This window comes from Alcaligenes sp. DN25 (assembly GCF_023674485.1).
Taxonomy (GTDB): Bacteria; Pseudomonadota; Gammaproteobacteria; order Burkholderiales; family Burkholderiaceae_B; genus Alcaligenes; species Alcaligenes phenolicus.
Genome location: NZ_CP098408.1, coordinates 4,027,178 through 4,042,752, shown reverse-complemented (window position 1 = coordinate 4,042,752; position 15,575 = coordinate 4,027,178). Strand labels below are relative to the sequence as shown.

Sequence of the window (15,575 nt, the reverse complement as noted above, 5' to 3'; positions counted from 1 at the left end):
ATTCTCTGATCAAAGAAAGTCCATTTCTGACTGCTGCTTGGCGGCAGTCTTTTTTTAGGAATCAGACAGTCATGGCACTGGATACTGTTTTAGTGACACGAGTTGAAGGTACGGCATGGATCCGTACCGCCGATGGCTCCAAAGTAGCTGTCAAAGAAGGGATGCGCGTCCCTGTTAATGCCGAGATCATCACCGAGACCGGCGCCAGCGTCGAGCTTGAGATCCCTGGCAGCCCATCGATGACCATTTCCGATAACCGCTCCTTCCTGGTCAGCGGCGATATCGCAGAAACCGATGTGGACCCAGTAGCCGCTGCTCTGGCCAACCCGAACGACCCAGCCATTACGGCTGTGTTGGCCGCTCTGGAAGCTGGCGATGACCCATTCTCCCAACTTGACCCAACCGCTGCCGTATTGACCGGTGGTGGCGAAGGCGGTGGCAGCAGCTTCACCCGCCTGGTCAGCATTGTGGAAACCACACGCCCTCTGGCCCTGGAATACCCACGTCCTGGCGTGCCCACCGTTGAAAACGTGCGCCTGGGTGGCTACAGCGGTACTGGCGAAGAAGAAGCCGGCCCTCTGGTTCCCCCCTCCGTTACTGTCAAGATCAATGACGACGGCACCGTTACCTTCACATTTACTGAAGTGCCATTTGGCTTTGATATCGAAGATATCGTGGTCACCGGCGGCGGTCGCATCGAAGGTCTGACACCAGACAACAAAGATCCCAAGACCTGGACCGGTACGCTGGTTCCCCCACCGAACTACGAAGGTGAAATCACCGTTAAAGTGCCTGACGGTAGCTACACCAACGAAGTTGGTACCCCAGGTAACGGCGGCGAAGACACGACCACGGTCGACACGCTGCCTCCAGAAGCTGAAATCACCATCGATTCCATTACTGAAGACGGCGTCATCAATAAGGAAGAGTCCGAAGGTGATGTAACTATTACTGGTACGGTTGGTAAAGACGTCAAACCTGGCGACAAGGTCACTGTGACCGTCGGCGGTAAAGAATACGAAACCACCGTCAACCCGGACGGCAAGACCTGGAGCGTGGACGTTCCTGGTTCCGAGCTGGTCAACAACGACAAGGTTGAAGCCAAAGTCACCACGACTGACGACGCTGGCAACACCACGACGGCGACCGACGAGAAGCCTTACGATGTCGACGTTACGCCTCCTGAAGCCGAGATCGAAATCGATCCGATCACAGGCGACGACGTGATCAACAAGGAAGAGTCGGGCGGCGACGTTACGATCACCGGTACGGTTGGTAAAGACGTCAAACCTGGCGACAAGGTCACTGTGACTGTCGGCGGTAAAGAATACGAAACCACCGTCAATCCGGACGGCAAGACCTGGAGCGTGGACGTTCCTGGTTCCGAGCTGGTCAACAACGACAAGGTTGAAGCCAAAGTCACCACGACCGACGACGCCGGCAACACCACGACTGCGACCGACGAGAAGCCTTACGACGTCGACGTTACGCCTCCTGAAGCCGAGATCGCTATTAATGTCATCGCTGAAGATGACGTCATTAACAAGGCCGAGTCCGAATCCGACGTGACCATCTCCGGTACGGTTGGCAAGGACGTCAAGGCCGGCGACACCGTCACTATCACTATCGGTGGTAAAGAGTTCACTACAACGGTTAATGCCGATGGCAAGACGTGGAACGTGAATGTTCCAGGCGTGGACCTGCTGGGTCACGCTAAAGTTGACGCTAAGGTTACGACTGAGGACGAAGCAGGCAACCCCGCTTCGGCTGAAGCCGACCGTGGCTACGGTGTCGACACCGACCTGCCCGAAGCTTCGATCACGATCGACACCATTGCCGGTGACGACGTGGTCAACAAGGCCGAGTCCGAGTCTGACGTGACCATCACTGGTACGGTTGGCAAGGATGTGAAGGCTGGCGACACGGTGACTGTGACCGTGAACGGTAAGGACTACACCACCACCGTGAACGCCGATGGCAAGACCTGGAACGTGGACGTTCCTGGTACCGAACTGGCCCAAGATTCGAACGTACATGCCAAGGTTGAGACTGAAGACGCTGCGGGCAACCCCGCTTCGGCTGAAGCCGACCGTGGCTACGGTGTAGACACCGACCTGCCAGAAGCTGCGATTACCATCGACACCATTGCTGGCGACGACGTAATCAACAAGGCCGAGTCCGAGTCTGACGTGACCATCACTGGTACCGTGGGTAAAGACGTCAAGGCTGGCGACACGGTCACTGTGACCGTGAACGGTAAGGACTACACCACCACCGTTAACGCCGACGGCAAGACCTGGAACGTGGACGTTCCTGGTACCGAACTGGCCCAGGACAGCAATGTTCACGCCAAGGTCGAGACCGAAGACGCCGCCGGTAACCCAGCGAGCGCTGAAGCCGACCGTGGCTACGGTGTCGACACCGATCTGCCAGAAGCTGCGATTACCATCGACACCATTGCCGGTGACGACGTGGTCAACAAGGCCGAGTCCGAGTCTGACGTGACCATCACTGGTACGGTTGGCAAGGATGTGAAGGCTGGCGACACGGTCACTGTGACCGTGAACGGTAAGGACTACACCACCACCGTTAACGCCGACGGCAAGACCTGGAACGTGGACGTTCCTGGTACCGAACTGGCCCAGGACAGCAATGTTCACGCCAAGGTCGAGACCGAAGACGCCGCCGGTAACCCAGCGAGCGCTGAAGCCGACCGTGGCTACGGTGTGGATACCGACCTGCCAGAAGCTTCGATCACCATCGACACCATTGCCGGTGACGACGTGGTCAACAAGGCTGAGTCCGAGTCTGACGTGACCATCACTGGTACGGTTGGCAAGGATGTGAAGGCTGGCGACACGGTGACTGTGACCGTGAACGGCAAGGACTACACCACCACCGTTAACGCTGACGGCAAGACCTGGAACGTGGACGTTCCTGGCACCGAACTGGCCCAGGACAGCAATGTTCACGCCAAGGTGGAAACGGAAGACGCTGCCGGTAACCCAGCAAGCGCTGAAGCCGACCGTGGCTACGGTGTAGACACCGATCTGCCTGAAGCTGCGATCACGATCGACACCATTGCCGGTGACGACGTAATCAACAAGGCTGAATCGGAAGGGGATGTCACTGTTACCGGTACTGTGGGTAAAGACGTCAAGGCTGGCGACACGGTGACTGTGACCGTGAACGGTAAGGACTACACCACCACCGTTAACGCCGATGGCAAGACCTGGCACGTGGACGTTCCTGGCACCGAACTGGCCCAAGATTCGAACGTACACGCCAAGGTCGAGACCGAAGACGCCGCCGGTAACCCAGCGAGCGCTGAAGCCGACCGTGGCTACGGTGTCGACACCGATCTGCCAGAAGCTGCGATTACCATCGACACCATTGCCGGTGACGACGTGGTCAACAAGGCCGAGTCCGAGTCTGACGTGACCATCACTGGTACGGTTGGCAAGGATGTGAAGGCTGGCGACACGGTCACTGTGACCGTGAACGGCAAGGACTACACGACCACCGTTAACGCCGATGGCAAGACCTGGAACGTGGACGTTCCTGGTACCGAACTGGCCCAAGATTCGAACGTACACGCCAAGGTCGAGACCGAAGACGCCGCCGGTAACCCAGCGAGCGCTGAAGCCGACCGTGGCTACGGTGTAGACACCGATCTGCCTGAAGCTGCGATCACGATCGACACCATTGCCGGTGACGACGTGGTCAACAAGGCCGAGTCCGAGTCTGACGTGACCATTACTGGTACGGTTGGCAAGGATGTGAAGGCCGGTGATACCGTGACCGTGACCGTGAACGGCAAGGATTACACCACCACGGTTAATACCGATGGCAAGACCTGGAACGTGGACGTTCCTGGTACCGAACTGGCCCAGGACAGCAATGTTCACGCCAAGGTCGAGACCGAAGACGCTGCCGGTAACCCAGCAAGCGCTGAAGCCGACCGTGGCTACGGTGTAGACACCGATCTGCCTGAAGCTGCGATCACGATCGACACCATTGCCGGTGACGATGTGATCAACAAGGCCGAGTCCGAGTCTGACGTGACCATCACTGGTACCGTGGGTAAAGACGTCAAGGCTGGCGATACCGTGACCGTGACGGTCAATGGTAAGGACTACACGACCACCGTTAACGCTGACGGCAAGACCTGGAACGTGGACGTTCCTGGTACCGAACTGGCCCAGGACAGCAATGTTCATGCCAAGGTCGAGACCGAAGACGCCGCCGGTAACCCAGCGAGCGCTGAAGCCGACCGTGGCTACGGTGTCGACACCGATCTGCCTGAAGCTGCGATTACCATCGACACCATTGCTGGCGACGACGTAATCAACAAGGCTGAGTCCGAGTCTGACGTGACCATCACTGGTACGGTTGGCAAGGATGTGAAGGCTGGCGATACCGTGACCGTGACGGTCAATGGTAAGGACTACACGACCACCGTTAACGCCGACGGCAAGACCTGGAACGTGGACGTTCCTGGTACCGAACTGGCCCAAGATTCGAACGTACACGCCAAGGTGGAAACGGAAGACGCTGCCGGTAACCCAGCAAGCGCTGAAGCCGACCGTGGCTACGGTGTAGACACCGATCTGCCTGAAGCTGCGATCACGATCGATACCATTGCCGGTGACGACGTAATCAACAAGGCTGAATCGGAAGGGGATGTCACTGTTACCGGTACTGTGGGTAAAGACGTCAAGGCTGGCGACACGGTGACTGTGACCGTGAACGGTAAGGACTACACCACCACCGTTAACGCCGATGGCAAGACCTGGAACGTGGACGTTCCTGGCACCGAACTGGCCCAAGATTCGAACGTACACGCCAAGGTCGAGACCGAAGACGCCGCCGGTAACCCAGCGAGCGCTGAAGCCGACCGTGGCTACGGTGTGGATACCGATCTGCCCGAAGCTGCGATTACCATCGACACCATTGCCGGTGACGACGTGGTCAACAAGGCCGAGTCCGAAGCCGACGTGACCATCACTGGTACGGTTGGCAAGGATGTGAAGGCTGGCGACACGGTCACTGTGACCGTGAACGGCAAGGACTACACGACCACCGTGAACGCCGATGGCAAGACCTGGAACGTGGACGTTCCTGGTACCGAACTGGCCCAAGATTCGAACGTACACGCCAAGGTCGAGACCGAAGACGCCGCCGGTAACCCAGCGAGCGCTGAAGCCGACCGTGGCTACGGTGTCGACACCGATCTGCCAGAAGCTGCGATTACCATCGACACCATTGCCGGTGACGACGTGGTCAACAAGGCCGAGTCCGAGTCTGACGTGACCATCACTGGTACGGTTGGCAAGGATGTGAAGGCTGGCGACACGGTCACTGTGACCGTGAACGGCAAGGACTACACCACCACCGTTAACGCCGACGGCAAGACCTGGAACGTGGACGTTCCTGGTACCGAACTGGCCCAAGATTCGAACGTACACGCCAAGGTGGAAACGGAAGACGCTGCCGGTAACCCAGCAAGCGCTGAAGCCGACCGTGGCTACGGTGTAGACACCGATCTGCCTGAAGCTGCGATCACGATCGACACCATTGCCGGTGACGATGTGATCAACAAGGCCGAGTCCGAGTCTGACGTGACCATCACTGGTACCGTGGGTAAAGACGTCAAGGCTGGCGATACCGTGACCGTGACGGTCAATGGTAAGGACTACACGACCACCGTTAACGCTGACGGCAAGACCTGGAACGTGGACGTTCCTGGTACCGAACTGGCCCAGGACAGCAATGTTCATGCCAAGGTCGAGACCGAAGACGCCGCCGGTAACCCAGCGAGCGCTGAAGCCGACCGTGGCTACGGTGTCGACACCGATCTGCCTGAAGCTGCGATTACCATCGACACCATTGCTGGCGACGACGTAATCAACAAGGCTGAGTCCGAGTCTGACGTGACCATCACTGGTACCGTGGGTAAAGACGTCAAGGCTGGCGATACCGTGACCGTGACGGTCAATGGTAAGGACTACACGACCACCGTTAACGCTGACGGCAAGACCTGGAACGTGGACGTTCCTGGTACCGAACTGGCCCAGGACAGCAATGTTCACGCCAAGGTCGAGACCGAAGACGCCGCCGGTAACCCAGCGAGCGCTGAAGCCGACCGTGGCTACGGTGTGGATACCGACCTGCCCGAAGCTTCGATCACCATCGACACCATTGCCGGTGACGACGTGGTCAACAAGGCTGAGTCCGAGTCTGACGTGACCATCACTGGTACGGTTGGCAAGGATGTGAAGGCTGGCGACACGGTGACTGTGACCGTGAACGGTAAGGACTACACCACCACCGTTAACGCTGACGGCAAGACCTGGAACGTGGACGTTCCTGGCACCGAACTGGCTCAGGACAGCAATGTTCACGCTAAGGTCGAGACCGAAGACGCCGCCGGTAACCCAGCAAGCGCTGAAGCCGACCGTGGCTACGGCGTCGACACCGATCTGCCTGAAGCTTCGATCACGATCGACACCATTGCCGGTGACGACGTAATCAACAAGGCTGAATCGGAAGGGGATGTCACTGTTACCGGTACTGTGGGTAAAGACGTCAAGGCCGGTGACACCGTCACTGTGACCGTGAACGGTAAGGACTACACGACCACCGTGAACGCCGATGGCAAGACCTGGAACGTGGACGTTCCTGGTACCGAACTGGCCCAGGACAGCAATGTTCACGCCAAGGTGGAAACGGAAGACGCTGCCGGTAACCCAGCGAGCGCTGAAGCCGACCGTGGCTACGGTGTGGATACCGATCTGCCCGAAGCTGCGATTACCATCGACACCATTGCCGGTGACGATGTGATCAACAAGGCCGAGTCCGAGTCTGACGTGACCATCACTGGTACCGTGGGTAAAGACGTCAAGGCTGGCGATACCGTGACCGTGACGGTCAATGGTAAGGACTACACGACCACCGTTAACGCTGACGGCAAGACCTGGAACGTGGACGTTCCTGGCACCGAACTGGCTCAGGACAGCAATGTTCACGCCAAGGTCGAGACCGAAGACGCCGCCGGTAACCCAGCAAGTGCTGAAGCCGACCGTGGCTACGGCGTCGACACCGATCTGCCTGAAGCTTCGATCACGATCGACACCATTGCCGGTGACGACGTAATCAACAAGGCTGAATCGGAAGGGGATGTCACTGTTACCGGTACTGTGGGTAAAGACGTCAAGGCCGGTGACACCGTCACTGTGACCGTGAACGGTAAGGACTACACGACCACCGTGAACGCCGATGGCAAGACCTGGAACGTGGACGTTCCTGGTACCGAACTGGCCCAGGACAGCAATGTTCACGCCAAGGTCGAGACCGAAGACGCCGCCGGTAACCCAGCGAGCGCTGAAGCCGACCGTGGCTACGGTGTAGACACCGATCTGCCAGAAGCTGCGATCACGATCGACACCATTGCCGGTGACGACGTAATCAACAAGGCCGAGTCGGAAGGGAATGTCACTGTTACCGGTACTGTGGGTAAGGACGTCAAGGCCGGTGACACCGTCACTGTGACCGTGAACGGTAAGGACTACACCACCACCGTGAACGCTGACGGCAAGACCTGGAACGTGGACGTTCCTGGCACCGAACTGGCTCAGGACAGCAATGTTCACGCCAAGGTCGAGACCGAAGACGCCGCCGGTAACCCAGCGAGCGCTGAAGCCGACCGTGGCTACGGTGTGGATACCGATCTGCCAGAAGCTGCGATTACCATCGACACCATTGCCGGTGACGATGTGATCAACAAGGCCGAGTCCGAGTCTGACGTGACCATCACTGGTACCGTGGGTAAAGACGTCAAGGCTGGCGATACCGTGACCGTGACGGTCAATGGTAAGGACTACACGACCACCGTTAACGCCGACGGCAAGACCTGGAACGTGGACGTTCCTGGTACCGAACTGGCTCAGGACAGCAGTGTTCACGCCAAGGTCGAGACCGAAGACGCCGCCGGTAACCCAGCGAGCGCTGAAGCCGACCGTGGCTACGGTGTAGACACCGATCTGCCAGAAGCTGCGATCACGATCGACACCATTGCCGGTGACGACGTAATCAACAAGGCCGAGTCGGAAGGGAATGTCACTGTTACCGGTACTGTGGGTAAGGACGTCAAGGCCGGTGACACCGTCACTGTGACCGTGAACGGTAAGGACTACACCACCACCGTGAACGCTGACGGCAAGACCTGGAACGTGGACGTTCCTGGCACCGAACTGGCTCAGGACAGCAATGTTCACGCCAAGGTCGAGACCGAAGACGCCGCCGGTAACCCAGCGAGCGCTGAAGCCGACCGTGGCTACGGTGTGGATACCGATCTGCCAGAAGCTGCGATTACCATCGACACCATTGCCGGTGACGATGTGATCAACAAGGCCGAGTCCGAGTCTGACGTGACCATCACTGGTACCGTGGGTAAAGACGTCAAGGCTGGCGATACCGTGACCGTGACGGTCAATGGTAAGGACTACACGACCACCGTTAACGCCGACGGCAAGACCTGGAACGTGGACGTTCCTGGTACCGAACTGGCTCAGGACAGCAGTGTTCACGCCAAGGTCGAGACCGAAGACGCCGCCGGTAACCCAGCGAGCGCTGAAACCGACCGTGGCTACGGTGTAGACACCGATCTGCCAGAAGCTGCGATCACGATCGACACCATTGCCGGTGACGACGTAATCAACAAGGCCGAGTCGGAAGGGAATGTCACTGTTACCGGTACTGTGGGTAAGGACGTCAAGGCCGGTGACACCGTCACTGTGACCGTGAACGGTAAGGACTACACGACCACCGTGAACGCCGATGGCAAGACCTGGAACGTGGACGTTCCTGGTACCGAACTGGCCCAAGATTCGAACGTACACGCCAAGGTGGAAACGGAAGACGCTGCCGGTAACCCAGCAAGCGCTGAAGCCGACCGTGGCTACGGTGTGGATACCGATCTGCCAGAAGCTGCGATTACCATCGACACCATTGCCGGTGACGATGTGATCAACAAGGCCGAGTCCGAGTCTGACGTGACCATCACTGGTACCGTGGGTAAAGACGTCAAGGCTGGCGATACCGTGACCGTGACGGTCAATGGTAAGGACTACACGACCACCGTTAACGCCGATGGCAAGACCTGGAACGTGGACGTTCCTGGCACCGAACTGGCTCAGGACAGCAATGTTCACGCCAAGGTCGAGACCGAAGACGCCGCCGGTAACCCAGCGAGCGCTGAAGCCGACCGTGGCTACGGTGTGGATACCGATCTGCCCGAAGCTGCGATTACCATCGACACCATTGCCGGTGACGACGTGGTCAACAAGGCCGAGTCCGAAGCCGACGTGACCATCACTGGTACGGTTGGCAAGGATGTGAAGGCTGGCGACACGGTCACTGTGACCGTGAACGGCAAGGACTACACGACCACCGTGAACGCCGATGGCAAGACCTGGAACGTGGACGTTCCTGGCACCGAACTGGCCCAGGACAGCAATGTTCACGCCAAGGTCGAGACCGAAGACGCCGCCGGTAACCCAGCGAGCGCTGAAGCCGACCGTGGCTACGGTGTGGATACCGACCTGCCAGAAGCTTCGATCACCATCGACACCATTGCCGGTGACGACGTGGTCAACAAGGCTGAGTCCGAGTCTGACGTGACCATCACTGGTACGGTTGGCAAGGATGTGAAGGCTGGCGACACGGTGACTGTGACCGTGAACGGCAAGGACTACACCACCACCGTTAACGCTGACGGCAAGACCTGGAACGTGGACGTTCCTGGCACCGAACTGGCCCAGGACAGCAATGTTCACGCCAAGGTCGAGACCGAAGACGCCGCCGGTAACCCAGCGAGCGCTGAAGCCGACCGTGGCTACGGTGTGGATACCGATCTGCCCGAAGCTGCGATTACCATCGACACCATTGCCGGTGACGACGTGGTCAACAAGGCCGAGTCCGAGTCTGACGTGACCATTACTGGTACGGTTGGCAAGGATGTGAAGGCTGGCGACACGGTGACTGTGACCGTGAACGGTAAGGACTACACCACCACCGTTAACGCCGACGGCAAGACCTGGAACGTGGACGTTCCTGGTACCGAACTGGCCCAGGACAGCAATGTTCACGCCAAGGTCGAGACCGAAGACGCCGCCGGTAACCCAGCGAGCGCTGAAGCCGACCGTGGCTACGGTGTCGACACCGATCTGCCCGAAGCTGCGATTACCATCGACACCATTGCCGGTGACGACGTGGTCAACAAGGCCGAGTCCGAGTCTGACGTGACCATTACTGGTACGGTTGGCAAGGATGTGAAGGCTGGCGACACGGTGACTGTGACCGTGAACGGCAAGGACTACACCACCACCGTTAACGCTGACGGCAAGACCTGGAACGTGGACGTTCCTGGCACCGAACTGGCCCAGGACAGCAATGTTCACGCCAAGGTCGAGACCGAAGACGCCGCCGGTAACCCAGCGAGCGCTGAAGCCGACCGTGGCTACGGTGTGGATACCGACCTGCCAGAAGCTTCGATCACCATCGACACCATTGCCGGTGACGACGTGGTCAACAAGGCTGAGTCCGAGTCTGACGTGACCATCACTGGTACGGTTGGCAAGGATGTGAAGGCTGGCGACACGGTGACTGTGACCGTGAACGGCAAGGACTACACCACCACCGTTAACGCTGACGGCAAGACCTGGAACGTGGACGTTCCTGGCACCGAACTGGCCCAGGACAGCAATGTTCACGCCAAGGTCGAGACCGAAGACGCCGCCGGTAACCCAGCGAGCGCTGAAGCCGACCGTGGCTACGGTGTGGATACCGATCTGCCCGAAGCTGCGATTACCATCGACACCATTGCCGGTGACGACGTGGTCAACAAGGCCGAGTCCGAGTCTGACGTGACCATTACTGGTACGGTTGGCAAGGATGTGAAGGCTGGCGACACGGTGACTGTGACCGTGAACGGTAAGGACTACACCACCACCGTTAACGCCGACGGCAAGACCTGGAACGTGGACGTTCCTGGTACCGAACTGGCCCAAGATTCGAACGTACACGCCAAGGTCGAGACCGAAGACGCCGCCGGTAACCCAGCGAGCGCTGAAGCCGACCGTGGCTACGGTGTAGACACCGATCTGCCTGAAGCTGCGATCACGATCGACACCATTGCCGGTGACGATGTGATCAACAAGGCCGAGTCCGAAGCCGACGTGACCATTACTGGTACGGTTGGCAAGGATGTGAAGGCTGGCGACACGGTCACTGTGACCGTGAACGGTAAGGACTACACCACCACCGTTAACGCTGACGGCAAGACCTGGAACGTGGACGTTCCTGGTACCGAACTGGCCCAGGACAGCAATGTTCACGCCAAGGTGGAAACGGAAGACGCTGCCGGTAACCCCGCTTCGGCTGAAGCCGACCGTGGCTACGGTGTGGATACCGATCTGCCTGAAGCTGCGATTACCATCGACACCATTGCCGGTGACGACGTGGTCAACAAGGCCGAGTCCGAAGCCGACGTGACCATCACTGGTACGGTTGGCAAGGATGTGAAGGCTGGCGACACGGTGACTGTGACCGTGAACGGTAAGGACTACACCACCACCGTTAACGCCGACGGCAAGACCTGGAACGTGGACGTTCCTGGTACCGAACTGGCCCAGGACAGCAATGTTCACGCCAAGGTCGAGACCGAAGACGCCGCCGGTAACCCAGCGAGCGCTGAAGCCGACCGTGGCTACGGTGTGGATACCGACCTGCCAGAAGCTTCGATCACGATCGACACCATTGCCGGTGACGACGTAATCAACAAGGCCGAGTCGGAAGGGAATGTCACTGTTACCGGTACTGTGGGTAAGGACGTCAAGGCCGGTGACACCGTCACTGTGACCGTGAACGGTAAGGACTACACCACCACCGTTAACGCTGACGGCAAGACCTGGAACGTGGACGTTCCTGGCACCGAACTGGCTCAGGACAGCAATGTTCACGCCAAGGTCGAGACCGAAGACGCCGCCGGTAACCCAGCGAGCGCTGAAGCCGACCGTGGCTACGGTGTAGACACCGATCTGCCTGAAGCTGCGATCACGATCGACACCATTGCCGGTGACGACGTAATCAACAAGGCCGAGTCGGAAGGGAATGTCACTGTTACCGGTACTGTGGGTAAGGACGTCAAGGCCGGTGACACCGTCACTGTGACCGTGAACGGTAAGGACTACACGACCACCGTGAACGCCGATGGCAAGACCTGGAACGTGGACGTTCCTGGTACCGAACTGGCCCAAGATTCGAACGTACACGCCAAGGTGGAAACGGAAGACGCTGCCGGTAACCCAGCAAGCGCTGAAGCCGACCGTGGCTACGGTGTAGACACCGATCTGCCTGAAGCTGCGATCACGATCGACACCATTGCCGGTGACGATGTGATCAACAAGGCCGAGTCCGAAGCCGACGTGACCATTACTGGTACGGTTGGCAAGGATGTGAAGGCTGGCGACACGGTGACTGTGACCGTGAACGGCAAGGACTACACCACCACCGTGAACGCTGATGGCAAGACCTGGAACGTGGACGTTCCTGGTACCGAACTGGCTCAGGACAGCAATGTTCACGCCAAGGTCGAGACTGAAGACGCCGCCGGTAACCCCGCTTCGGCTGAAGCTGACCGCGGCTACGGTGTCGATACCGACCTGCCAGAAGCTGCGATCACGATCGACACCATTGCGGGTGACGACGTGATCAACAAGGCTGAGTCCGAGTCCACCATCACCATCACTGGTACGGTTGGCAAGGATGTGAAGGCCGGTGATACCGTGACCGTGACCGTGAACGGCAAGGATTACACCACCACGGTTAATACCGATGGCAAGACCTGGAACGTGAATGTTCCTGGCTCCGAGCTGGCTCTGGATGACAACGTCCACGCCAAGGTCGAGACCAAGGACGACGCCGGTAACAGCGCTAGTGCTGAAGCTGACCGCGACTACGGTGTGCAGACCACATTGCCTGAAGCCGAGATCACGTTGGACCCGATCGCCGGTGACGGTGTGCTGGATCACAATGAGGCTGGTGACGGCAAGGGTACGATTGATGTGACCGGTACGGTTGGCAAGGATGTACAGCCCGGCGATACCGTGACTCTGACTATCGGTGGCAAGGAATACACCGGTACTGTTGGCAATGATCTGACCTTCAAGATCCCAGTACCTGTACAGGATCTGTTGAAGAACGACACGGTTGACGCCAAAGTGACGACGACAGACTCGGCTGGCAACAGTGCGTCTGCCAACGACTCCGGTCCATACACGCTGGATGTGGATCAACTGATTGTTGATGGTAACGGTGGTGGCAATCCGAATGGTGGCGTGGGCGACGACGTCATTATTGGTGACCGCGGCGGTGTGCAAGAGAACATCGTTCACGGCCAGAGCTACAACATTGCCATCCTGGTTGACCGTTCCAACAGCATGAAGGAAGCCTCTGGTACGGACAATATGAACCGTATGCAGTTGCTCAAGGCTGCGCTGACGACCTTGGCTGAAAGCTTGGCCAACCATGAAGGCGGCACGGTGAACTTGAGCATTATTGGCTTTGGTACCAAGGCTGATACGCCTATGGTCTTCAAGGACCTGACTCATGCCGATTTGATCAATCTGCTCAATTCGATTGATACCTTGAACGGCTACAACTCCAGCTGGAACTCCAGCGTGGGTGGTACCAACTACGAAGCAGCCTTCAAGGCCGCTGAAGCATGGTTCAAGACTGGCGATGCACCTGCAGTCGACAAGTACGGCAACGCTTATGAAAACGTTACGTACTTCCTGACTGACGGTAACCCAACCCAGTACGGTACTGGCCAAGGTGCTGGTAGCGGTTACGATCCTACGGCTGATTCGCGTGGTAAGGCAGCCTACGACAGCCTGGTTACCTCTTCGGGTAGCAAGGTTTACGCCGTGGGTATTGGTAACGACGTCAGCGTGGATGTCCTGCGCAAATACGACAACACGGGTACTGAGGTTGTTGACGTTGTTCGTGGCACCGCGGACGTGACTGACTTTGAAAACGGCCGTCATGACGGTTGGAACAAGGTCGGCGGTAACGGCACAGTTGGAGTCAAGAACCAGGGTAGCACTTGGTATCCTGATAACCGATTGGAAATTACGGATACCTACAGCCGCAATGGCGATACCGCGACTACCGTTCGTGGCCCAGGTATGACCGTTGCGGCGGGCAGCTATGGCAAGTTGAGCTTCCACTATGCTGAAAGCGGCCGTAACAGTGCCGACGTCTTCAAGTGGCAACTGCAGAAGTACAACGAGAAGACAGGTAACTGGGAAGTTGTGCAGGAAGGTGGTCGTCCAGGTAGCTCCGGCACCATCACGACCAAGCCCGTGGGCGAAGGCCAATACCGCTTCGAGTTCCTGGTGGACGATCGTTCCAGCAGCAGTAACTACAAGGTCTACATTGATGACGTAACGCTGTTGTCCTCCGGCAATCCTCAAGATTGGACAGAGGTTAACAAGGTCGACATCGTCAACACCAAGGAAGACCTGGATGCAGCCTTGAAGGGTGGTTCGGTAACGAACGATCCAGCCCCCGTTGGTAATGATCACATCATTGGTGGTGACGGCAACGACATCATCTTTGGTGATACTGTCAATACCGATGGAGATGTGTTGCCATGGCATGAAGTGGGTGGTCGTCCAGACAACCTGCCTGACGGCTCAGGCTTGAAGGCGCTGGAAGTGTTCTTGCAAATGAAGAACGGCGGTACTCCAGCAACAGGTAATGATCTGTACGAGTACATCAAGGAAAACCACGCTAACTTCAATGTTGATGGTGACAAGCGCGGTGGTAACGACATCCTTGATGGTGGTGCTGGTAACGACATCCTGTACGGCCAAGGTGGCAACGATATGCTGATCGGCGGTGCTGGCGACGACATCATGTTCGGCGGCGAGGGTGATGACACCTTCATATGGAACAAGGGTGATGAAGGTACCAGCAGCAAACCGGCTGTGGATTACGTGATGGACTTTGGTGATTTGGGTACCGACACCTTGGATATCACTGATTTGCTGTCGGGCCACGACGTCAACGACGGTAACCTGAGCCAGTACCTGACGGTAGGCAGCTCGGATAACGGCAAGATGGAAATCGGTATCAGCTCTCAAGGTAATGGCCAGATCGATCAGAAGATCATTCTGGACAACATCGACTTTGACGCAGAGAAGGCAGCCCAGATCGCCAACTCGCTCAAAGACGGTACTTTGAAGTCTTCTGATTTCTAAACTGTTCACTGGATAGGCACTATCTGCGGGTAGTGCCCAAGCCCCACAAGCCTTTTTGGGTTTGTGGGGTTTTTTATGTCTGCAGCTTGTCGTCAGCGCCAATAGTGGGTGCTTGGCATTTATGACTATGATCTTTGATGTGGCTGCAGGAAAGAGGGTGCATGCAGCAGAACGGCTGGCCAGGTTGAGCTGGTAGGCGTTGGCTCTGCGGTTTTGTAGATCAGCTGTTTCTTTTTGCAGGAGTGATTCAAG

Annotated in this window: 1 protein-coding gene; it reads left to right on the top strand. The window is 57.8% G+C overall.

Annotated elements, in window-relative coordinates; translation table 11 throughout:
* Window positions 1-71 precede the first annotated feature (71 nt).
* Window positions 72-15,323 carry an Ig-like domain-containing protein gene (locus NBV64_RS18590; protein ID WP_250756316.1) on the top strand — a complete coding sequence of 5,084 codons (15,252 nt, stop codon included), beginning with the start codon at window positions 72-74 and terminating at the stop codon, window positions 15,321-15,323.
* Window positions 15,324-15,575 lie beyond the last annotated feature (252 nt).

Coding starts and splice junctions, on each gene's coding strand:
- NBV64_RS18590 (WP_250756316.1), top strand. CDS start 72: ATGGCACTGGATACTGTTTTAGTGACACGAGTTGAAGGTACGGCATGG.